The organism is Polynucleobacter sp. HIN8, from assembly GCF_030297615.1.
GTDB lineage: Bacteria > Pseudomonadota > Gammaproteobacteria > Burkholderiales > Burkholderiaceae > Polynucleobacter.
Genome location: NZ_AP028139.1, coordinates 952,834 through 974,700, shown reverse-complemented (window position 1 = coordinate 974,700; position 21,867 = coordinate 952,834). Strand labels below are relative to the sequence as shown.

The window sequence follows — 21,867 nt, the reverse complement described above, 5'->3', positions numbered from 1 at the left end:
GTTATGTTGATTGATTCGCATTGCCACCTCGATTTCCCAGAGTATCAAAATCGCCTTCCTGAGGTATTAGAAAACATGGTGCGAGCCAAGGTGAGTCACGCACTTTGCATCTCTGTTGATATTCCAGATTTCCCTAAGGTGAAGCGACTGGCTCACACCTACCCAAATTTATTTGCCTCGGTTGGCGTTCATCCGGATTACGAAGATACCCCAGAGCCAACCCTTGCGTTTTTAGTTGAGGAAGCCAAAGACAACAAGGTGATTGCAATTGGAGAAACCGGGCTTGATTACTACCGGATGGGAGATCGATCTTACGAATCGATGGAGTGGCAGCGTGAGCGCTTTCGGACCCATATTCGCGCTGCCTTGCAAGCCAAAAAGCCTTTAATTATTCATACGCGTTCTGCTTCGGAGGATACGTTGCGCATTATGCGCGAAGAGGGTGCTGACGCAATTGGCGGAGTAATGCATTGCTTTACAGAGTCTTATGAGGTAGCCAAGGCGGCGATTGAGCTTGGGTTTTATATCTCTTTTTCCGGAATCGTCACCTTTAAGAATGCCAAAGATCTTCAGGCGACCTGTAAGGCATTGCCATTGGATCGACTGCTCATTGAGACCGATTCACCGTATTTGGCTCCTGTACCGCATCGCGGTCAAACCAATGAACCAGCTTGGGTAGCGCATGTTGCAAGTTATATTGCGCAATTACGTGGTGAAACGCTTGAGCAAATAGCCCAGCACACTACAAATAATTTTTTTCAGTGTTTTCAATTAAATAGAAGTTACTCATGATGCTACGCCGCAGTTTTATTGTTCTTACCGCCCTTAGTTTATTTTCAAGTATTGCAACAGCCCAATCCCAAGAACAGGCTGATCGTATGGCCCGCGCTGTTCAATTTGACGACCTTGCACAAGTTAAAAAGTTACTGCAAGAGGGCATAAGCCCTAATTTATTAGTCCGGGGTGGAAATCCAATTACGGTCTACGCAGTGAGGGAGAACTCGCGCACAACCCTAGACTACCTTTTAACCCTGAAGAATTTGGATGTGGATCAGCCAAACCTTTCAGGTGAAAACGTCTTAATGATGGCATCCTTGTATGGGCTTTTGCCAGAGGTAAAGACTTTAATTGATAAACGGGCAGCCACTATCAATAAATCTGGCTGGACACCGCTGCATTACGCTTGCACCAATGGTCACCTACAGATTGCTGAGTTTCTATTGGATAAGGGCGCCCAGGTGAATGCCTTGTCTGATAGCGATACAACCCCTTTGATGATGGCTGTTCGCTCGGGCAATATTCAGTTGGTCAGATTATTACTTGACCGTGGGGCTGATCTGCAAATCCGCAATCACCAAGGATTCAGTGCGATTGATGTTGCTGATTTATTTAATCAGGAAGAGGTATCTAGGGGTCTGCGTTCGCGTTGGGAGAAGCTTTACAAGACCAAATATGAAGGGGGTCCAAAGCCTGTAAGCGTTGAATCCAAGCCTAAGGGCTAATATCTTTATCTGCGTATAATCATTATTATGTCAAATAAAAGACGAACCGTCAAATAACCGTGGCAGACCTACCAAACTTCTTTACCCTTTTTGAGAAAGTTGGCAATAGCCTGCCACTCAGCGAACTCTATATTGTCTTTTTAACGGCGATTGCCATGTTAGTTGCCCATGCATTATTTATATTGTTGGTGGGTAAGATCTATCAGGTTTTAATCGATTGGGCAGATCACACTGGGATGTTTTGGTTATCCATCCCGTTTTATATGATGGCTGTGGGGATCGTATTTATAACCCACATCGTGGATATCATCATTTGGACCTATGCGTTAATTGCACTCAATATTTTTGAGGTTGATATCAACGCATTTTATTTTGCTGGTGAGATGTACACCACGGTTGGATACGGAACCTTTCCATTACCCGAAAACTGGAAAATCTTACCGATTGTTGTTGCCTTCAGCGGCATTTTTGCTGCCTCGATGTCTGGAGCCGTTCTCTTTAATATGATTGGTCAAATCATTCGCAAGAAAAAGATCCAATAAGCGTTTATTTGGGTAAATCAGCGATTGGGTCAACTTGCTTTAGAAAGAGCTCAAAGGTTCTGCCCTTTTCATTTTCAAGACGCACCCTTCCCGGTATCCAGCCAAAATCTTTAACTAACCAAATATCATTTCTTCGTTTGTGATCCATTTCTTTTACAGGCAAACGCTTGTAATGCCGTAGCACTGTGGGGCCCAGAGTTGAAACTGCATCCGATAATTCTTCGCCTTGGCTTTGAAAGCGCCAGGTTTCAACGGTATCCAGATTAGCAATCGGGATTTCACGCACGGTTCCTTTTTCATCAATCTGGTCATTTCCAGCAAGTAAGGAAGCCAATTGCATCATCAGACTAAAGCGATCTTGGGTGCCAGGTGGAATCTCTTTCAATTGATCTGGTTTTTGGGAGAAAAACAACTTCCCTCCTCCTTTGCCATCTCGATCAAAGCGGGTAAACCGAGCTGGCCGACTCCCAAGGTGCTCTACATAAAAATCAGGAGCTAATCCGTATGCATCAATTTTTCCTCTGGATTCAAAAATAAAGGGTCCAACAAATGCGTAAGGAATATTGATAAACAAGCGATAGCCAAGCTTAGGATCAAACTGCCACTCGATCGAGGCTGTTTGTAAGTATTGCCCATCGAGATAGGCGTCGTAATAATAAATCCCCGGATCAGGAACCCGAAAAGCTTGCCCTTCCTGCTCTGTTTGGCCCTGACCATTACCGCTTCCAGATTCAATAACGACACCATCGCCCACAGCATTCGAACTTTGATCACGAATACTCGGTTCGGGCGCGGCTGGTTTACTTAGCTGAACTTTCTTAATGGGCTCTACCCGAAGCTCGGCGACAGTCACATCCTCAAGTGGTGCGGCCTTCGAGAATAAAAAACTAGGAAATCCAATGAATATATAAAGGTGAATGAAAACGGATATTAATATCGCAAGCAGCACAATTGTGCGCGGCTTGAGTAGGCGCAAACCGTTCATCGGCGATTTAAGTCAACGATTGCTGCTAGCAATCAATTAGACCCAAAAGGGGTCTTGCAAGATGCGACTATCCTTTGGCAAATTGGCAGCTAGAAAATCCATCTGATCGGCCAAAATATTTCTGCCCTTCAAAATCATATCTTCGTACAAACTAGGCGTATAAGGGGCGTAGAGAAGGCTCATCCCCGCTCTCTCGGGCGTGCGATTCCCTTTGCGTTGATTGCAAGGACGGCATGAGACAACGAGATTCATCCAAGTGTAGCTGCCGCCCTTACTGTTTGGAATAATATGCTCTGCTTCGGCATCATGCTCCGAGATTCGGCATCCGCAATATGCGCAAAGTCCGCGATCGCGGCGATAGAGCTTGCGCTTTGTAATGGCTGGAACTACATCAAACAAATTAATTTTTGCAGAGCCTTTAACGGCAATGATGGAGTGCAGCTCAATGATCGATTGACGGCCAGTCAGGCGTGAAATGCCTCCGCGCATGACGGCGATGGGTTCACCCAGCGTCCATGAGACGCTGTCATCCGCGTAATGTCGGGTTGCATCCTCAGCATCAATCCAGCACTGAGGGATACCGCCCGCATCTAACTTCAAAATGCTGAGCACCACTCCTCCTCTCTGCCATGGTATTTGCGCCATTGCACGCTTGATACCTAATATAGTCTAAGTTTGCTATAAAAAGATGACGTTTTTCAAGCCCCTAGAGGATTTATGCTTAATCGACTGATTAAATGCAGCCCTTAATCAAATCGCTTGCACACCCATTCTTTACGACCCCACTCCCCTGGCCGCTCTGCAAATACCAACCAAACAATCCATTCTGATAGCTTTTTCATGGCATTCTCCTTATTGGATAAATGCCATTGTGGTCTAGGTGAAGCTCATTAAATGAGCTTTACATTGATTGTATGTTATTTTTATAACTTATTGATTTAAAACAAATTATTACTCAGTTATAAAATTTCATCCCTTAAGTAATACCAGCGATAGAGTAAAGATTGCCCTAAGCGACGAAACGGTGCAAACAAATGTCCTGGCAATGGTGAGTTATAGATGGGTAAATCAAATGCCGAATCGGACTTACCGGCCATTCGTTGAGCAAGGCGCCTTCCAGCATGCGCTGAAAAGGACACGCCATTACCACCATAACCCAAAGCATAAAAAACGGATTGCTCGGGGTCAGGCTGGACAATACGCGGCATCATGTCATGGGAGACATCGACCCAACCCCACCAAGAGTAATCCACAGGGATATTTTTCAAGCTAGGGAACTTTCGCGCAAGACCGTCGCGGAGTAATTGCAAATGTTTAGGTGCGGTTGCATCAGCACCATGAACGGCGCTACGACTACCGATTTGCATTCTTCGATCGGGCAAAAGACGGTAATAAAAACGCAATGTGCGAGTATCTGTAATAAAAGCAGGTTTTTTTACTGCTACCTCTGCAAGCTCTGATTCCGTAAGTACACGGGTTACCATTGAGTTCGACAAAATAGGCATAACCCGATTACGCAAATGAGGTGTTAGCGATTGCCCACCGTATGCACCTGTGGCCAAGCCAACAACTTTTGCGTAGACTTTACCCCCGGGAGTTTCCAGACAATGCTTCCCATCGCGCTGCGACCAACGAATCACTGGACTTCCAGTATGAATTTTCGCGCCTAACGAGCGAGCCAAGCGTTGATATCCAAATGCTAGTTTTAAGGGATGAACACCAACACCCTCAGGCTCATAAAGTGCTCCACACGCTTCCTGATCATGACAAAACTCTTCTTGCAACTGAGATCGAGTTAGCATGCGTGTTTTGTAGCCAAAAATCTCTCGCATCACTTTTGCTTCGTTACTTAAAAAAGCCATTTTTTTGTCACGATGAGCGACATATAAATGGCCATGATCCTGGGCGTCACAGTCAATTTCTGCCACAAGACTCTTAAACGTTTCAAAGCCATTTCGAATCTCGGCATCAAGACGTTTAGCGACATCAAGACCCCAACGCTCTATCCACTGGGATCGATACAAACGGCCACTGGCATTTTGACCCTGTCCACCATTGCGACTCGTACAGCCCCAAGCGGATTGATTGGCTTCAAGTAGAGTGGCTTTAATCCCGTGCTCACGCGCTAAAAATAAAGCGGCTGCCAGTCCAGTAAAACCACCCCCAACAATTACAACATCGGCTTCAATATCGTGTGTGATGGGCCCATCATTTGGTGGAGGCGATCCAGCGCTTGCAACCCAATACGTTGGTGCATAGGCCATTGCATGACCAACCCGTTGATCTACGAGAGGATCAAAACGTGGGTTATAGAGCTGCGAGGTTAAATCAAGGGTGGTTGTATTCATTGCTATGTTCGCATTTTACGAAAAGCATTTTTTACTAATATCTTACCGTTAGCAAATGTAAATACATCCACACCATTTGCCTCAACTCGTTTGCCATCTACACCAGTGCCAACAAATAGCCATTCGGATACGCCACGATCACCGGCAACAAAATGCTTACCATTTAGCCATTGTGCATCCGGAAAATTTTTCCAGGCAGCAGCAAATGCCTCTCGAACTGCAGCATGTCCTTCAAAGCGATTTCCGTAAATATCAGAACCGGAAACTGTCTCAAATATACAGTTAGGAGCCATAAAGGACATCAATGCATCGATGTCATGTGCATTCCATGCGTCTGAAAATGCCTGAAGAGTTTGAATAGTAACTGGGGGTGAGATGTTCATGATTTATTGGTCATTCTTGATAAGTTAATTTATTTTATTTCTTAGAAATTTCGAGGGTATTTTTATTGAAGATGATAAAAAATAACCCTCCTCTCCTTACTGATAATCATCGGTATTTTTGAATAGCATTTATTCATTAAGCAATGTGGGCAAAGTTATTCGGTCATTGAGTAAAAGCAGGCTAATAAACCCATTAACCAAGGCATTGATTAGCAGAAAATAGAGTGAGAAGCGACGTAATCTCGATTCCGTCATCAATCCCATTCGATCAATATAGCTCGCAACCACAAAACCTAACATAAACGCTGGAAGGCCGACTGTTAGCCAAGGTAACCAAGAAAGGTTTTCATTAAATAAAACAGCAAATATGATTCCCAGTAGCGCTAAGCCCGAAACCACAAGAGACAAAATAGCACGCACATGTCGATAATCCAGCGTGCTTGCCCCCAAATATAGTGCAATAATCGGGCCACCAAAACCGCAGGAGCCCAATAAAAACCCAGCGCCAGCGCCGGCCAAATGATCTTTAGTAGACCCCAGTGTAAGTCGAACATGAGGCTGTAAAAGCAAAAATAGTGAAAACCAAAACACCGCAATACTTGCAATAATTTTTAGGTGCTGCGGATCAATTTGTTCACCTATGTAGATTCCAAAAGGCAGCGTAATAGTAGATGCAATTAAGAGGCGATAAATCCGTGGTCGATCCTCTTTTTCAACTTTCCAATTTTTTGCTAGCCAAATCCCGGCGAGCAATTCAATGGTCATTACGATTGGTATTACATAAACCAAAGGGAAAAAGCCAATTAGCAATGGCGCCATCACCATGGCACCACCAAATCCAGAAAGACGACGAAATAAGCCTGCTAAGAATGCACAAGCCGCTAACAGAGCAACTAAGAACCAGTCCACTGCAATCAAACAGTGTCGCTTATATCGTGCTCATCGTTAATCAGGTCGCGTATTTTTTTACGAATCTCAAGATAATTTGGTGTATCTTCAATCATCTTTCGAGGCTCAGGGACACGAATTACCGCCTTCACACGACCAGGACGACGGGTCATTACAACAATGACATCCGATAAATTAATCGACTCTTCAATGCTATGCGTTACCAGAACAACCGTTTTACTTTCTTCAGCCAGAATGCGAATCATTTCCTGTTGCATCATAGAGCGATTTTGTGCATCAAGCGCTGCAAAAGGTTCATCCATTAGCAAAACCGTAGGGTTAACAGCCAGCGCACGTGCAATCGAGACGCGCTGCCGCATCCCTCCAGAAAGTTGATGAGGGTAGCTATCAACGAATGCGCTAAGACCAACTAAGTTAGCAAAGTGCATCACGCTCTGCTCAATCGAAGCTGAATTAATTCGCTTTAAATGCAGTCCAAACGCAATGTTGTCCCGTACTGTTAACCAAGGAAACAGTGCATAGTCTTGAAAAACCATTGAACGGTCAGCGCCTGGATCTTTAACTGCTTTCCCGGCGCAGAAAATTGATCCAGAGGTAGGCGCTTCGAATCCAGCAATTAGATTTAATAATGTCGTCTTGCCGCAGCCACTATGACCCAAGATTGAAACAAATTCATTCTCATTAACCTCTAGGGAAACATCCTGCAGCGCCTGAACGGATTGATTCTTATTATTGAGTGCCGGAAATATCTTGCTAATATTTTTTACGCTTAATGCTGACATTTAAAAAATCGCTTTCTCTCGAGCAAATTAATTATTTAGAGCACGTGACCACGGCATCAGTTTTCGAGCAGCAATGCGAATGATTCGATCAATAATTAAACCGATCAGCCCAATAGCAATCATGCCGTCCAAAATAAAATCCGTTCGTAGAACTGTTCGGGCATCATTAATTAGAAAGCCCAATCCTGAATTAGCACCCACCAGTTCAGCGGCAACCAGTGCCATCCAACCAACGCCCAAACCGATTCGAATACCGGTCACAATTTGAGGTAATGCGGCACGCAAGATAACACGAGTGATCACATTCCAATGATTCGCCCCTAAGCAGCGAGCGGCTCGAATTAAATTAGGCTCAACATTTTTTACAGCATCAATTGTATTGAGCAGAATTGGGAAAAAGATTCCAAGAAAAATGATGAACTGATTTTGTGTATTGCCAACCCCGAACCACAAAATACTAAGAGGAATCCAAGCAATTGGAGGTATGGGCCGGAGGATCTCAATAATTGGATCCACTTGCTCATTGATCCATTTAAAACAACCCATCATCACCCCAAGTGGGATTGCCACACTCGCATAGCAAAACGCAATAAATTCGCGTCTCAAACTATCGCGGATGTGTTTCCAGAGCTCGCCTGACATGGCGAGTTCAACAGCTCCAGCTAAAACCCCCGTAGGCGGGGGTAATAGCGTTGCTTGGGTTTTGTCGAGAATAAAACGGCTAGCGAACTCCCAACAACACAGCAGTACCGCTAGCAGAATTAATCGGCGAAGATTTAATACCCATGAGAGACTCGTCATTGTTTCTTGAATACCTTACCATCAAAGGACCAATCTTTGGTTAAATCACCTCTTTCAGGAAAGGCCTGAGGCTTAGTTGTATTCAACGGAGTTGAATAGGTTGGGTAAGGTATCTTATCCAATGGCGCATTAAACGTAGCGGGCAAAAATGGAGGTAACTTCGGTATAGCCCAGCCTACTTTTGCGAAGGTACGATCCATAAAGCGCGAATCGACTGCGGCAGCGTAGGTAGCAGCTGTTGCTTTTGTTTGAATTCTCTTGTTCTCAAATAACCATTCATAGGTGGTCTCATTCGCCCTACCCCAGAACTGTGGAAGTGGATGGAGGTAAGTTGGCTTATAGAGGTTGTTATATGAGTCAATTTGCTGACGCAAAATGAGAGGAGAGAAGTTCTTTAGATTTGGATCCTCTTGCATTGCTTTGACAGCCTCGTCTGGATTCTTGCGAATCCATAATGTTGCCTCCACGATTGCATCCGTAAAGGCTTGAACAACGTCTGGAGCGTTGTCAATTACTTCTTGGCGGACATAGAACGATGAGCCATAAATGTTATAGGGGAAGCTATCGTTAATGATGCGTGCGTTCTTGCGCTCATTCACCATGATAGATGGGGTTGGATCCCATGGAACCACAGCATCAATACCCTTAGGCATAGCCATTTGTTCGCCAGGAGGCATGTTCTTTAGAATGATGTCTTTACCAACCACAATGCCATGCACTTTGGCAGCCGCTTGAATGTAGAACTCCGCCGAGGATCCGGTAACAATACCAATAGTGGCTGGCTCTTTACGGTTTTTAAAGTCATCAATCGACTTAATGGGCGAATCTAATGGCACTAGGATTGCATGCATTAAGTTGACATTAATAATGGCAATCGATTTAACGGGGACGTTTTTGTCAAATAGTGTTGTGAATGGAAAGTTACCGCCATTCCCGAACTGAAAACGGCCTGAAATGATCACTTCATTAATTGCTGGACCAGATGGGAATGCCTGAAACTTGGCATCCACGCCCCGTTTGGCTAATAAACCTCTTTTATCCATGACCAAGTTAATGGTATTTTGACCAGACCAAGGCGGCTGGAAAGCAACTTGAATTGGCCACCAGCCCTTTTCTTTCAACCAGGCAACTGATTTAGCCGATATTTTTTCATTAGCCGAAGTTGGCCATCCATAGTCATTGAACTGTGCACCTTGGGCCCACGTAGGTAAGGCTGCCCCTGCCATCATTGCAACAGCAAGTGTATTAAAAATTCTTCGCTTCACATTTAATTGACTCATTTTTGTCTCCTTGTCATTGATTCAAGTACTTCTACATCAAAACATACCGTGAAATTTATTCGCTCAATCTAGCATATTTGCACTGCTTGTATCTCCATGGTGTCCCCTATTGCTATTTACTAATTATTGTGAAATGGTCAATTCGACATTTCCAAACCGAGTTCGAACTCGTGAAAAGTTGGTTTGCCGTCTCAGATAGGTAAATAATTCCCTAAATGGAAGAAGTTCGGCCCCCTGCCGTAATGCCTCTGTCGCCCCATCCTTTAAACCCAGCGCAAGATTTGGTGGATAAAAAGCATGCAAACAGAGCTGCTCTGGCGAGCATCCCTTCCCCCAGCGTTTCTTTAATGCAGGAATAGCTGGTGCTATGCGATTACCCGGGCGCTCGCTAGGGTCATAGTCCACATTGGCTCGCGCCATCACTTCAGGACTTGGTGTTCCAGCCAGCCTTCCATAGTGTCCTTTTAGATAAAGTTTTACTTCGTCTGGAATCGTTTTGTAGCGTTCACCTTGCATCACGTTTAAAACCGCTTGAGTCACAATATATTGTGCAAATGGACTCACTAAAATTGGATAGCCAAGGTCCTTGCGCACCTGCGCTGTCTCTTCCAATATCTCTTTTTCTCGATGCGGGATGCCCAGAGTAATCAGCTGTGCGCGAAGATTTGAAATCATTCCGCCCGGAATTTGATGTTCATACAATGCGGGATCTACAGTCTGTTTCACGCCGCGGGGCAGACCATCACGAGTACAGACCCAGTCAAAATATTCATCAACCGCTTGCAGCGCATGAATATTCATTGCTGGATCTCGACCATGGCGTTGTGCCAACTCCAGTATCTCAACCACAGAGGGCAAGGAAGCACCATTTGCCAAGCAATCGGTGGCTACATACCCGTAATCAAATCCTGCTTTTATAGCCTCCTCGTACACTAAAGGGGCCAACCCTGACTGACAATGCGAGTGTAACTTCAGGGGCATTCCCTGTGCTGCGTGGACAAGAGCTGGAAACAGCGTTTTGGCTCGCTCTGGGGTTAATAACCCAGTTGGGTCTTTCACTGAAATGAAGTCAACCTCTAAATCAACTAACTCTTTTGCGCGCTCGACAAAATATGCATCATCATGAACCGGGCTTAAGGCATAGGTCAGCATTGCATTAATGAGTAAGCCATTTTTTTTACCAGAATGAACGGATGAAATAATGTTGCGATTGTCGTTCAAGGCATCGTAGACCGTTAATACCGTAATCCCCGATTGAGCCAGTAACTGGATGTTTAGGTCAACCACGTCATCCGCAAACAATTCAAAGGTATAAATACTCTGTCCTCGAGTCAAGGCATCAGTGGGTGTGCTTAACTGTTGGCTAAGAAAAGTCATTCGTTTCCACGGATCTTCACGTAAAAACCGGACCATCACATCAAATACCGCGCCGCCTAATATATTGATGTATTGATAACCAGAGGTATCGATTTGTCGAAGAATTGGATACATCTGTGCAGTCGTCATCCGGGTTGACCATAAACACTGATGGGCATCACGTAATGTGACGTCAATCATTTGAAATGGCTGTTTTTTGACCCGTGGCTTCGTGGCTTTTTGCATGGTCATGATGGGTCAATCCGCATAAGCACCTGACCAGTTTCAATACTGGCGGCATCAGGAACGCAAATTTCAGCAATGTGTCCACGCACTCCAGCTGGAATGGTAGTTAATAACTTCATCACCTCAACAATGCATACTGGCGTATCTGGTTCAACCCTGCTACCCACCTCAACATAAGGCTTTGCAGTTGGGTTGGGTCGTCGATAAAAAGTTCCCACCATCGGGCTTTTAATCTCGAAAAACCCAGTTGGGTGTGTTTCTGATTGAGCTTGGCGGATTTCAGCCACCTTAGGTACTGCAGCACTAGCGGTTAAGGCCGGTTGCAAAACCGCTTCTGCAACCGGTTGAGACTCAATCTTTTTTTGTAATTCAATTTCAATTTCAAACTCTGGAGTGCGATACGAAAACGTCGTGAACGTCCCAGCATCCCTCAGTAAGGCAATTGCTTCTTTAACTTGCTGCATGGTGAGCGACGTCGCAGGTTGGGCGACTATGGGCTTCGGCTTTGTCGCCAGAACCTTCTTACGGGCTGATTTGGTCTTGTCCGACTGTTTTTTTGATGAAGTCGCCACGGGGATCGAATTAATGTATTCTCTTAGATGGAATATAAAGTATCGTCTGATGAAATAATTTAAGGGTTTATACCTAATTCTTTTCCAGTCATTTTGGAACTTAATATCGAAATGAGCAGTTCAACCGCATTAAATACAAAAAGCGATGTCCCAAAACGCTTGGCGACGGTTACACGACTCGAAACTAGCAAATCGAGCATGGCCGAGAAGGTTTTGCTTATCCTAGAAACAGTAGCTAATTCTGAGTTTCCTTTAACTCTGGAGGCAATTTCCTCCCGCTTAGGATTTGCAAAACCCACGGTTTTTCGTCTATTAAATATATTGCTGGCACAGGGCCTCGTTGAGCGCGATTTACACGGACGTCGTTTTCAAGCAAGTGCCAAATTTCGCCAAATGGGTATAGGACTTTTAGCTAGCGATTCAGTGCGGTCAGAACGAATTGCCATTATCAAACGCTTAGTTACTACCCTAGGTGAAACTTGTAACTTTAATATTCGTGATGGCAACGAGGTGTTGTATCTAGATCGGATTGAAACCACAGCACCGATTCGCTTGCATATCGATTCTGGTATGCGAGTACCTCTGCATTGCACAGCAAGCGGCAAATTGTTTTTATCGTTTCTCACTGAAAAACAAATTCGTGGCATTTTAGGGCACGAGCCTTTTGACCGCTATACAGCAAAAACAATGACTAATTACAAAACATTGTTACCGGCAATCGATAGAATCATTTCACAAGGTTATGCATTAGATGATTGTGAGTACCTTGAGGGATCAGTCTGTGTCGCTGTTCCGGTCCGTGATCAAAAGCAAAAGGTGTTTGCTGCGCTCGCAGCACATGGTCCAACGCCCCGTTTTAATCTTGCGCTTGCTGAAAAATCGGTCCTTTTACTTCGTGGCGCAGCGCTTGAGATTGAAAAAAGCATTGTTGAAGATATTGAATTGAAATAGGAGTTTGTATGAATCAACAACCAGTCATTATCACTGTTGCAATTACTGGTGCAGTGCCACGCAAGAAGGATTGTCCAGGCTTGCCAGTGACTCCAACGGAGCAAATTGAGGAAACCCATAAAGCATATGAAGCTGGTGCCTCTCTCGTTCACATTCATGTTCGCAATCCGGATGAAACGCCGAGTTCGGATCCTGATTTGTTTGCACAAGTCCAAGAAGGTGTCCAGAAACACTGCCCCGACATGATTATTCAGTTCTCAACGGGTGGCCGCGGACGCGATCAATCTGCTAGAGGGTCAATGCTTTTTCATCGACCGGATATGGCCTCACTGGCAACGGGCTCAACTAATTTTCCGGTGGGTATTTATGAAAATCCAACCGACTTTGTCGAAGGCCTTGCTAGTGAAATGCTCAAGTATGAAATTAAACCAGAGGTCGAAATCTTTGATTTAGCAATGCTCTATAACGCTGCTAATTTAGTGAAGAAAGGCCTGCTGTTGCCGCCTCCACATGTGCAGTTTGTGATGGGCGTACCGAACGCGATGCCGGTGCGTCGCACGATTCTTGAATTTTTAATTAAGGAATTAAAAGATGTGATGCCAAATGCAACCTGGACGGCGGCCGGCATTGGTAAAAATCAGTTGGTTGTTAATGAATGGGCGCTTGAACTTGGAGGCCATGTGCGGACTGGCTTGGAGGATAACATTCGGTTTGATGAGACCCGACTGGCCAAAGATAATGCGGAGCTCGTTGGGCGTCTTGCCAAGATGGCACGCGATCGAGGCAGGCCCGTTGCTACCGGAGCCCAAGCACGTCAAATATTAGGTCTTCGTCTAACGCACTGAGCCCTCCCCTTGTCTTCCATTCGCTCCTTTGACTACATCATCATTGGTGCTGGGTCTGCCGGCTGTGTTTTAGCAAATCGGCTTTCAGCAAATCCCAAGCATTCCGTTTGCCTCATTGAGGCTGGTCCTCCTGATTATTCGCCATGGATCCACTTACCGATCGGTTATGGAAAAACCATGTGGGACCCATCCGTAAATTGGAAGTTTCATACCGAACCAGACCCCGAAATGAATAATCGACCGATTTATTGGCCTCGTGGCAAGTGTTTGGGAGGGTCTAGTTCAATCAATGGCTTAATTTTTATCCGTGGTCAGAAAGAAGATTATGACCATTGGCATGATTTAGGGAATGATGGATGGTCATGGGATGAGGTACTGCCCTACTTTAAAAAAGCTGAAGGAAATGACCGTCTCGGAGAGCCGCTTCACTCTCAAATCGGTCCTTTGCGCGCATCATCCATCAAAAAGACCCACCCACTAGTCGAAGCGTTTATCAAAAGCGCTAATCAGTTAGGGGTTCCCACCACCGACGATTTCAATAACTTGCAACAAGAGGGGGTTGGGTACTACCAATTAAGCACGCACAATGGCTTAAGGTGTAGCGCTGCCAAAGCGTACTTAAAGCCCATTAAGTCTCGTCAAAATCTACGCATTATTACGAACGCTCAAGTGAGCAAGATTCTTTTTAAGGATCGACAAGCAGTCGGTATCGAGTATATTCAAGGGGGTAGCAAGCATCAAATTGCTTCCCAGAAGGAAATTATTCTCAGTGCTGGCGCACTACAAAGCCCGCAATTACTTCAGCTTTCTGGTATTGGCCCAGCCAATTTGTTGCAGAAATTTGGGATACCAATCGTTCATGACTCACCAGGGGTTGGTAAAAATCTACAAGATCATTTGCAATACCGATTGATTTATGAATTGAATCAAAATATCTCAACCAATGTGGAATTGTCATCCCTCATGGGTCGAATCAAGATTGGTTTAGATTGGCTACTGTTTCGGTCTGGACCACTTTCAATCGGAATTAATCAGGGTGGTTTATTCACAAAAGTGATGCCACAATCAAAAACGCCAGATATTCAATTTCATTTGGCAACCCTATCTGCAGATATGGCGGGGGGCAAGGTGCACCCCTTTCCAGGATTCACAATGTCCGTGTGCCAGTTACGACCAGAGTCGAGAGGCTATATCGAGATTGTTTCCCCAGATCCATTCATACCACCCAAAATTGTTGCAAATTATTTAACCACGGAACACGATCGCGCTACCAGCATAGCGGCAGTCAAATTTGCAAGAAAAATAGCTCAAACAAACCCCTTGCAAGGCCTAATCCGTCGAGAGATCAAGCCAGAACGGGCAGAATCCGATGAGGATCTGCTTGAATTTTGTCGAAATAATGGGGCAACCATATTTCATCCAACTGGAACATGCCAGATGGGACCATCTCAACAAAAAGATGCAGTACTAGATTGTGAATTACGGGTTCGGGGAGTGGGAGGATTGCGTGTGGTTGATTGTTCGGCAATGCCCACCCTTCCCTCCGGAAATACGAATTGGCCTGCCGTCATGATGGGTGAGAGAGCGGCCGATCTAATCTTGCAAGATCAGAATAACCGAGTCTAAACCGTCAAAAGCTCTAATAGTTTTAGACGTTGGACCTTGCCAGAAGCACCGCGCGGCAGCTCTTCCACAAATTTCATGATTTTGGGAGTTCTAAACTTTCCCAAGTTTTGATGACAAAATCCCCGAAGCTCTTCTTCAGAGCACGATGCCCCTTCTTTGAGAATGATGCAGGCCATAATTTCTTGGCCATAGTTATCATCCGGAATACCAACCGCTGCAGCGTCAAGAACGGCTGGATGCTTTAAGAGTCCCTCGTCAATTTCGCGCGGGGCAATATTCTCACCGCCTTTAATAATGAGTTCCTTTAATCGTCCCGTAATGAAATAAAACCCATCATCATCGCGCATCCCAAGATCTCCGGTTTTAAGCCAGCCATCTGCATCAAATGCCTTTTGAGTTTCAACATCATTCTTGTAATAGGTGTGCATCACGTTTGCACCGCGAAGGCAAATTTCTCCAATCAATTGATTACTGATTTCATTTCCAGAACTATCAATTACTTTTGCCTCGACCCCACAAGGAAGACCCGGACTACCATAACGTTTTCGCTCGTCATGGGGATTACAAAAGACCATTGATGATGATTCTGTCATCCCCATCGCCTCAATGACAGTTATTCCAAATAACGCCTCAAACTCTTTATGTTGCTCAGGAGGTAATGGCGCTGAGGCAGAGCGTCCAAAACGTATGGATTTAAGATCTTCGGTTGATGGCCTAATCCCCGATGACTTGGCCGCGTTGATAAGATAAGCGATGATGGTTGGAACCATATTGATCCATGTTGCTTGGTAACGCACAGCTAGATTCCACCAAGCACTTACCGAAAAATGATGAGGCGCAACAATTCCACCACCGGTATAAAACGGCGTGATGGTGGAAATGCATTGACCATTAATGTGATAAATCGGGAGTGAGCTAAGAACAATATCGCGCTGACTGAGTGAATGCCATGCACCAACCGACTTGCCAGCATGCATCAGATTCGCATGATTTAAGAGAACCCCCTTTGGGGTACCAGTGGTTCCTGAGGTGTACATCAGTAAGGCACCCTGCTCTGGTTTTACTGGCGGTAAAGTTTTAGCCTGGGAGTCCATATAAGGACCAACTGCCGCATCAGGATCAAGTTCAATCATCAAAAAACGACGCTTTACATTCGGCAGCGCTGCCTGTAAAGCATCACGATTTTTTGGTGCATAGAACAAAATCTCAATATCGCTGTGATCTAATGCATATGCGAGTTGCTCTGGAGGGGCTAATAAATTAAATGGGGTAATCACTCGACCGCCAACCATGGTGGCCAGAAAAAGCGTAGTTGTTTGTCGACCATTGTGCATAAAGAGCCCAATATGGCCATAGGGGCTAATTCCTTGAGCATCTAACCATGTATGAAGATGCTCTGCTTCAATTAAAAGCGCTTGGTAGGTGATCGTTAAATTTGGCTCAGGTGCATACAACAAAACCTGATTGGCTTGCTCTTGCGCCCAGTACTGCAATACCGATTGGAGATGACCAGCGTTTTGATGCAATTGACAGGCTCTACCTAGTGAGGAAAGCGCTGAAAGTATTCTTGAAGCAAATCGTCTACCGTTGGAACTTCTTCAGGAATAACGCGCACCACCCGAGAAATATTTAAGTAATGCTTGTAACTCATATTTTCTGAAAAATTATTTCTACCCCAGGTACCACACCCCATTGATAAGGAGAACGGCAGGCCGTTATCAAAGCTACCTCCAGTTGCGATCGCATGGGCTTGATTAACGATTACTCGCGATACCGGCAATTCTTGGGCCAATTGGCTGGCACGCTCATCCATCATATTGCCAGAGCTTGCCGTATGTAAACCCACTGAGTGCCCTGCCCCTTGAAACGAATAAATGCCTTGCACAATTTGTTTCGCATCATTGAAGTCAGTTGCTTTCCAAACGGTTAACACAGGACTTAATTTCTCGCCAGAGAATGGTGCCGATGGACCAAAACCGGTTTCAGCAACCATAAAGAAGCGTGCATATTTTGCATTTGGGTGTTTGAGTTGCGCTTTCTCTGCAATAGATGGGGCCGACTGAGCGGTAAAAGCTGATGTAAGCTTGCCATTAGCAAACATAAATCCTTCAAGGCGTTTTTTATCCTCGGCATCAAGTAAAACCCCTCCCGAATTCTCTAGGGCAGCAATCGCATCTTGATATATCGAAGCAATTAGTACTACACCGTTTTCACTTGAACAACTTGTTGCATTATCAAAAGTTTTTGAAACGGTAACTTTTTGTGCAGCCGACTGTAGGTCAGCAAACTCATCAATGATGACAGCTACATTGCCGGCACCCACTCCAAATGCTGGCGTACCAGAAGAATATGCAGCTCGAATATTCGCCTGAGATCCTGTTGCCACAACGAGATCAGCCATACGCATGAGCTCTTGAGTGGCTTCTTTTGTTACTGGCGCAGGTAAGCATTGAACCAAATGACGCGGGGCTCCTACTCGGTCAAGCTGATGATGAACAAATTCAATTAAACGCGCGCAAGTGCTTTGTCCTTTGGGCGATGGAGCCACAATGACGGCATTACGGCACTTTAAGGCATTTAGTATTTTGTTGATTGGGGTTGCGCCTGGATTAGTTGAAGGCGTAATAGCAGCCACTACCCCAACCGGACGAGCATATTCTGATATGCCCGTAGTTGGATTATGTGAGATTAATCCAACCGTCTTTGCCCTTCTCAAATCGCGAACTAGCCCCAGAGTTTTGCGATGATTCTTTTTGAATTTATCTTCCGCATTACCCAACCCGGTATCCCGTACTGCAAGTTCTGCTAACTCACGGTTGTGATTTGGCTCAAGAATTGCCCAAGCGACCGATTGGACAAGCAAATCAACTTGTTCTTGAGAGTACCCATTGAGAATTTGTTGGGCTACTCGGGCTCGTTGAACCAAATCAACGACGGGAGATACTGTATTGGTATTCATTACTCAGCTTTGATACCGTTTTCCTTCACAACCTTATCCCATTTTGCGAGCTCTGTTTTCACGACTTTACCCAGCGCATCAGGAGAACCTCCCACTGCTTCAGCGCCTTGGTTTAAGAGTTTTTCTTTGACATCAGGCATCGCAAGGACTTTGTTCGCAGCCGCATTTAATCGATCAATTGCTGCTTTAGGGGTATTAGCGGGCACAAACATGGCATACCATGAATCCACTTCAAAGTCTTTAAAACCCGACTCAGCCATGGTGGGCACATCGGGGAAAACCGCAGAGCGTTTGGTCGTGGAAACCGCCAATGCTTTTAGTTTGCCAGTCTTTACAAAGTTGGCTGCTGCAGGAATGGAAACCCACAATAGCGGCACTTGACCTCCCATTACATCCGTTACAGCCGGACCACCACCACGATAAGGAATGTGGGTCATCTTGACGTTCGCAGATCCAGCCATCATCGCTCCAGCTAAATGCCCAGGTGAACCATTACCCACAGAGGCATACGAAATCGAGTTTGGTTTGGATCGTGCCATATCAATTACATCTTTGACTGAGTTGGCAGGGAAATTTGGGTTCGCAACCAGTATCTGAGGAAGCGAGGCTATAGTAACAACGGGTAAAAAATCGCGCTCTGTATTAAATCCAAGTTTTGGATAAATGGCAGGATTAATGGTGTGCGATGAAAGTGTAAATAGCACGGTATAACCATCCGGCGGGGACTTGGCAGCTAATTCGCTACCAATCGATCCGCCCGCTCCACCACGATTTTCAATGATCACTTGTTGACCCAAATTTTGACTTAGAGGTTCTTGCACAATACGCGCAATCACATCGGTGCCGCCACCGGGTGGGTAAGGAACAATGAACTTAATCGGCTTGTTCGGATAATTACCAGATTGAGCAAGTGCCGCACCTGCCCAAAGTGTTACTGCTGCAATGAAGAACTTCAACCCTTTTTTATTTTGAATAGTTTGCATCTTTGTCTCCCTAGAGCTTGTATCAACCGGTTTTATACAAACGACTTGTACTTATCTAAATGTCTTACAGGTTTACTTAATGCATCGCGACGGAATGGATCACCCAGCTCTTTAGTGACCATCATTTCAAGAACGGTGGTTTTACCTTCCGCTTGATTTTTAACGGCTGTTTGAATGGCTGCACCAACATCGGTAACCTTATCAACAGTTATACCTTCGCAACCAAACGATTTTGCGACTGCCGCCCAGCTGGGGTTAATAAGCTCAACACCCTGGTAGCGGCGGGAATAGAAATCAACGTGATTTTTCTTCTCTGCACCCCACTGACCATTATTGAACAATATAACTGTGACACCAATTTTCTCACGCGCACAGGTTAATAGTTCATTTAAGCTAATCCCCCAAGCGCCATCGCCCACATAAGCAAATGCAGGACGATTTGGAGCGGCAATTTTGGCGCCAATCGCAACTGGGAAAGCATAACCACAGTTACCAAAACTCATCGCCGCAAACATCGAACGGGGCTCGTCAAAACGCAGGTATGAATTTGATACTGAGCAAATATTACCGATGTCCGTGGAAACCATAGAATTCTTTGGTAATGCCTTTTCAATAGCGCGCAACATTTCGCGAGGGTGCATCGCTTTGCTATCCTTGATCATATCCATCGAATAGGGATCTTTTTCATGGGTCCAAGTATTTAGCTCGTCTTCCCAGGTTTTTTTCTCCGATTTAATCGTCGCATCGCGTTCGGCCTTATTCTGAACAGCAGTAACATTCCGCGTTTTTAGTTTTGCTAAGAGTGCAGCAGCAGCTTCTTTCGCATCACCATTGATGCCAACCGAGATTGGTTTTACTAAACCAAGCATCTTGCCATCCGCATCAATTTGAATAATTTTGGCGTTCTTTGGCCAGTAATCGAGTCCGTGCTGAGGTAGCGTTCCAAATGGCCCTAGTCGGGTACCAAGAGCAAGAACAACATCAGCCTTAGAAATAAGTTTCATCGCTGCTTTCGAACCTTGATAGCCCAAAGGTCCTACCCAGAGTGGATGAGAAGCGGGGAATGAATCATTGTGGAGATAGCTATTTGCAACAGGAGCATTTAAGAATTCAGCAAGTGCGATCGCCTCTTTAGTACCGCCCGACATAATGACTCCGCCGCCCGCCAAAATGACAGGAAACTTGGCGCTTGCTAATAAATCAGCAGCATCTTCTAAGGCTTTTTCACTGCCGGCACCCAACTTGACACGAATCGGCTTAGGAATTTCACATTCAATATCGCCATAGAAAAAGTCGCGCGGTATGTTTACTTGTGTTGGGCCCATTTCAAGCAAGGCTCGATCAAATGCTCGCGAAGTTAACTCGGCCATACGACGTGGGTTCATCACATGCGCTTGATATTTTGTAATCTTAGAAAAAATGGGCAATTGCTCGGTTTCTTGGAAGCCCCCCAATCCCATGGTCATCGAGCCGGTTTCGGGCGTAATCATCACCACTGGCGAATGCGCCCAATAAGCTGCAGCAAGTCCCGTTACAAAATTAGTAACACCAGGTCCATTTTGTCCAATGCAAACACCATGGCGACCAGACACACGTGCGTAGCCATCGGCCATATGAACAGCGCCCTGTTCATGAGCAACTGGAATAAAACGAATTCCCGCTGCTGGGAAAATATCCAATGCATCCATAAATGCTGATCCAACAATACCAAATACATCAGTCACTCCCTGAGCAACCAACGTTTCGATAAACGCTTCGGATGGGGTCATTTTTTGTACTCCATCAACAACAATTCGATTGGGGTTGGACATTTGGTTCATGCGTTACTCCTTTAAATGGGGGGTCGTTAATGTATTCACTAGATCATATTGTATTCAGTTTAACTGAACAAGTTGTTTCATATTAGTATTAATACTAGTTAAAATAGCTATTATTTTTCGTTTGTTCAGTTAAAATGAACAAATTAATGAAAAATATGGGATAAATTGGGACATGAATGAATTAGATACCTTGGATTTTGGGGAAACCTCCAAAAAAGATCAGGGTTCAGAGAACTCTTCCATGTTACGCGGAATTACGATTTTGGAGTCTTTGGTGGGATTGCGCCAGCCTGCGAGCCTCGCTCAACTGATGCAAATTACTAAGATGCCAAAGGCGTCTTTACATCGCACCCTCGCCATCTTTGAAGAAGCAGGACTTGTAGTTCGCGAACCGGGTGGTAAAACTTATGCGCCTGGCGAACGACTCTCACGACTTGCCATTGAAGCACTTTGTCATGACAGTGTTTCGGCGGTTCGTCATGGGATTTTGCGCAAATTAGTGAGTGATCTAAAAGAAACCTGTAATTTGGCGATTTTGCGACGCGGTGAACTTTTTTACTTGGATCGGGTTGAGGCCAACTGGCCTTTACGACTGCATTTACCACCTGGATCTGTTTTGCCACCCCACTGCAGTGCGAGTGGAAAATTACTTCTGGCGTACAAACCAGAGGTTGAGAAAAAACGCTTAATTGAGACGCTACCACTTGAGCAATTTACGCACCGCACCATTACCGATCGGAATGTTCTTCTATCTGAACTTGATCGCATTGCAATGAACGGTTATGCCGTCGATAACGAAGAATACGTCCTTGGGGTCTCGTGCGTAGCGGTTCCCGTTAAAGATCGTGATGGAGAAGTCGTTGCAGCAATTGCAATTCATGCGGCCACTGCTCGACTCCCGCTCAATCAAGCGATGGAATATATTCCAAAATTACTGCTCGCTGCAGAGCAAATTAGTTCCACATTGCATTAAGCCG

General features: G+C 45.2%; 21 protein-coding genes. 7 read left to right on the top strand and 14 right to left on the bottom strand.

Annotation, left to right across the window (positions count from 1 at the left end):
- Positions 1-3 precede the first annotated feature (3 nt).
- The 3 genes from QUE65_RS05180 to QUE65_RS05170 are packed head-to-tail and all read left to right on the top strand — an operon-like array spanning position 4 to position 2,044.
- Positions 4-792: a TatD family hydrolase gene (locus QUE65_RS05180; RefSeq protein WP_286282329.1), complete on the top strand. Its 789-nt coding sequence runs from the start codon at positions 4-6 to the stop codon at positions 790-792.
- A complete protein-coding gene (locus tag QUE65_RS05175) occupies positions 789-1,502 on the top strand; it encodes an ankyrin repeat domain-containing protein (protein ID WP_286282327.1) in 714 nt (237 codons plus the stop codon). The genes QUE65_RS05180 and QUE65_RS05175 overlap by 4 nt, the downstream gene beginning before the upstream one ends.
- Before the next feature lie 59 nt (positions 1,503-1,561).
- Positions 1,562-2,044: an ion channel gene (locus tag QUE65_RS05170; protein ID WP_286282325.1), complete on the top strand. Its 483-nt coding sequence runs from the start codon at positions 1,562-1,564 to the stop codon at positions 2,042-2,044.
- Positions 2,045-2,048: 4 nt separating this feature from the next.
- Here the strand turns inward: QUE65_RS05170 and QUE65_RS05165 are convergent, their stop codons facing one another.
- The 10 genes from QUE65_RS05165 to QUE65_RS05120 all read right to left on the bottom strand — a co-directional run bounded on the left by QUE65_RS05165 (position 2,049) and on the right by QUE65_RS05120 (position 11,706).
- Positions 2,049-3,029, bottom strand: a complete 981-nt coding sequence (locus QUE65_RS05165) for a DUF3108 domain-containing protein (RefSeq protein WP_286282323.1) — start codon at positions 3,027-3,029, stop codon at positions 2,049-2,051.
- A gap of 36 nt (positions 3,030-3,065) precedes the next feature.
- Positions 3,066-3,641 (bottom strand): HNH endonuclease, encoded by a 576-nt coding sequence (locus QUE65_RS05160; protein ID WP_286282321.1) that lies wholly within the window; start codon positions 3,639-3,641, stop codon positions 3,066-3,068.
- A 347-nt stretch (positions 3,642-3,988) separates the two neighbouring features.
- Positions 3,989-5,377 (bottom strand): NAD(P)/FAD-dependent oxidoreductase, encoded by a 1,389-nt coding sequence (locus QUE65_RS05155; protein WP_286282319.1) that lies wholly within the window; start codon positions 5,375-5,377, stop codon positions 3,989-3,991.
- A 2-nt stretch (positions 5,378-5,379) separates the two neighbouring features.
- Complete coding sequence (locus QUE65_RS05150) at positions 5,380-5,760, bottom strand: nuclear transport factor 2 family protein (RefSeq protein ID WP_286282318.1); 381 nt, start codon at positions 5,758-5,760, stop codon at positions 5,380-5,382.
- A 129-nt stretch (positions 5,761-5,889) separates the two neighbouring features.
- Positions 5,890-6,669, bottom strand: coding sequence for a sulfite exporter TauE/SafE family protein (locus tag QUE65_RS05145; protein WP_286282442.1), 780 nt, complete (start codon positions 6,667-6,669; stop codon positions 5,890-5,892).
- A gap of 5 nt (positions 6,670-6,674) precedes the next feature.
- Positions 6,675-7,451, bottom strand: a complete 777-nt coding sequence (locus QUE65_RS05140) for an ABC transporter ATP-binding protein (RefSeq protein WP_286282316.1) — start codon at positions 7,449-7,451, stop codon at positions 6,675-6,677.
- Between the two features lie 27 nt (positions 7,452-7,478).
- Complete coding sequence (locus tag QUE65_RS05135) at positions 7,479-8,252, bottom strand: ABC transporter permease (RefSeq protein ID WP_286282314.1); 774 nt, start codon at positions 8,250-8,252, stop codon at positions 7,479-7,481.
- Entirely contained in the window at positions 8,249-9,532 is a 1,284-nt protein-coding gene (locus QUE65_RS05130) for an ABC transporter substrate-binding protein (protein WP_286282313.1), read from the bottom strand. The genes QUE65_RS05135 and QUE65_RS05130 overlap by 4 nt, the downstream gene beginning before the upstream one ends.
- Before the next feature lie 123 nt (positions 9,533-9,655).
- Positions 9,656-11,140 (bottom strand): pyruvate carboxylase subunit B, encoded by a 1,485-nt coding sequence (locus QUE65_RS05125; protein ID WP_286282312.1) that lies wholly within the window; start codon positions 11,138-11,140, stop codon positions 9,656-9,658.
- On the bottom strand, positions 11,137-11,706 hold the full coding sequence (locus QUE65_RS05120; RefSeq protein WP_286282311.1) for an acetyl-CoA carboxylase biotin carboxyl carrier protein: 570 nt from the start codon (positions 11,704-11,706) through the stop codon (positions 11,137-11,139). The genes QUE65_RS05125 and QUE65_RS05120 overlap by 4 nt, the downstream gene beginning before the upstream one ends.
- 111 nt (positions 11,707-11,817) lie before the next feature.
- Between QUE65_RS05120 and QUE65_RS05115 the strand changes: the two genes are divergently transcribed.
- The 3 genes from QUE65_RS05115 to QUE65_RS05105 are packed head-to-tail and all read left to right on the top strand — an operon-like array spanning position 11,818 to position 15,128.
- The gene (locus QUE65_RS05115) at positions 11,818-12,657 is read left to right on the top strand and encodes an IclR family transcriptional regulator (protein ID WP_286282310.1); all 840 of its coding nucleotides are present in this window, start codon (positions 11,818-11,820) and stop codon (positions 12,655-12,657) included.
- An 8-nt stretch (positions 12,658-12,665) separates the two neighbouring features.
- Positions 12,666-13,502, top strand: coding sequence for a beta-keto acid cleavage family enzyme (locus tag QUE65_RS05110; RefSeq protein WP_286282309.1), 837 nt, complete (start codon positions 12,666-12,668; stop codon positions 13,500-13,502).
- A gap of 9 nt (positions 13,503-13,511) precedes the next feature.
- Entirely contained in the window at positions 13,512-15,128 is a 1,617-nt protein-coding gene (locus tag QUE65_RS05105) for a GMC family oxidoreductase (RefSeq protein WP_286282307.1), read from the top strand.
- On the opposite strand, the gene QUE65_RS05100 is transcribed toward QUE65_RS05105, so the two are convergent.
- The 4 genes from QUE65_RS05100 to xsc are packed head-to-tail and all read right to left on the bottom strand — an operon-like array spanning position 15,125 to position 20,881.
- Positions 15,125-16,654 (bottom strand): AMP-binding protein, encoded by a 1,530-nt coding sequence (locus tag QUE65_RS05100; protein WP_286282305.1) that lies wholly within the window; start codon positions 16,652-16,654, stop codon positions 15,125-15,127. The genes QUE65_RS05105 and QUE65_RS05100 overlap by 4 nt on opposite strands.
- Positions 16,655-16,668: 14 nt before the next feature.
- A complete protein-coding gene (sauS, locus tag QUE65_RS05095) occupies positions 16,669-18,087 on the bottom strand; it encodes an acylating sulfoacetaldehyde dehydrogenase (RefSeq protein ID WP_286282304.1) in 1,419 nt (472 codons plus the stop codon).
- A complete protein-coding gene (locus tag QUE65_RS05090; RefSeq protein WP_286282303.1) occupies positions 18,087-19,070 on the bottom strand; it encodes a tripartite tricarboxylate transporter substrate binding protein in 984 nt (327 codons plus the stop codon). The genes sauS and QUE65_RS05090 overlap by 1 nt, the downstream gene beginning before the upstream one ends.
- A gap of 32 nt (positions 19,071-19,102) precedes the next feature.
- A complete protein-coding gene (xsc, locus tag QUE65_RS05085) occupies positions 19,103-20,881 on the bottom strand; it encodes a sulfoacetaldehyde acetyltransferase (RefSeq protein WP_286282441.1) in 1,779 nt (592 codons plus the stop codon).
- A 181-nt stretch (positions 20,882-21,062) separates the two neighbouring features.
- Between xsc and QUE65_RS05080 the strand changes: the two genes are divergently transcribed.
- Positions 21,063-21,863, top strand: coding sequence for an IclR family transcriptional regulator (locus QUE65_RS05080; RefSeq protein WP_286282302.1), 801 nt, complete (start codon positions 21,063-21,065; stop codon positions 21,861-21,863).
- The last annotated feature ends 4 nt before the right edge of the window (positions 21,864-21,867 follow it).

What these genes read in the sequence shown, in the direction of transcription:
- sauS (WP_286282304.1), bottom strand. Translation starts at nt 18,087, where the DNA reads ATGAATACCAATACAGTATCTCCCGTCGTTGATTTGGTTCAACGAGCC.
- xsc (WP_286282441.1), bottom strand. Translation starts at nt 20,881, where the DNA reads ATGTCCAACCCCAATCGAATTGTTGTTGATGGAGTACAAAAAATGACC.
- QUE65_RS05080 (WP_286282302.1), top strand. Translation starts at nt 21,063, where the DNA reads ATGAATGAATTAGATACCTTGGATTTTGGGGAAACCTCCAAAAAAGAT.
- QUE65_RS05115 (WP_286282310.1), top strand. Translation starts at nt 11,818, where the DNA reads ATGAGCAGTTCAACCGCATTAAATACAAAAAGCGATGTCCCAAAACGC.
- QUE65_RS05135 (WP_286282314.1), bottom strand. Translation starts at nt 8,252, where the DNA reads ATGACGAGTCTCTCATGGGTATTAAATCTTCGCCGATTAATTCTGCTA.
- QUE65_RS05110 (WP_286282309.1), top strand. Translation starts at nt 12,666, where the DNA reads ATGAATCAACAACCAGTCATTATCACTGTTGCAATTACTGGTGCAGTG.
- QUE65_RS05125 (WP_286282312.1), bottom strand. Translation starts at nt 11,140, where the DNA reads ATGACCATGCAAAAAGCCACGAAGCCACGGGTCAAAAAACAGCCATTT.
- QUE65_RS05165 (WP_286282323.1), bottom strand. Translation starts at nt 3,029, where the DNA reads ATGAACGGTTTGCGCCTACTCAAGCCGCGCACAATTGTGCTGCTTGCG.
- QUE65_RS05180 (WP_286282329.1), top strand. Translation starts at nt 4, where the DNA reads ATGTTGATTGATTCGCATTGCCACCTCGATTTCCCAGAGTATCAAAAT.
- QUE65_RS05155 (WP_286282319.1), bottom strand. Translation starts at nt 5,377, where the DNA reads ATGAATACAACCACCCTTGATTTAACCTCGCAGCTCTATAACCCACGT.
- QUE65_RS05150 (WP_286282318.1), bottom strand. Translation starts at nt 5,760, where the DNA reads ATGAACATCTCACCCCCAGTTACTATTCAAACTCTTCAGGCATTTTCA.
- QUE65_RS05090 (WP_286282303.1), bottom strand. Translation starts at nt 19,070, where the DNA reads ATGCAAACTATTCAAAATAAAAAAGGGTTGAAGTTCTTCATTGCAGCA.
- QUE65_RS05175 (WP_286282327.1), top strand. Translation starts at nt 789, where the DNA reads ATGATGCTACGCCGCAGTTTTATTGTTCTTACCGCCCTTAGTTTATTT.
- QUE65_RS05130 (WP_286282313.1), bottom strand. Translation starts at nt 9,532, where the DNA reads ATGAGTCAATTAAATGTGAAGCGAAGAATTTTTAATACACTTGCTGTT.
- QUE65_RS05140 (WP_286282316.1), bottom strand. Translation starts at nt 7,451, where the DNA reads ATGTCAGCATTAAGCGTAAAAAATATTAGCAAGATATTTCCGGCACTC.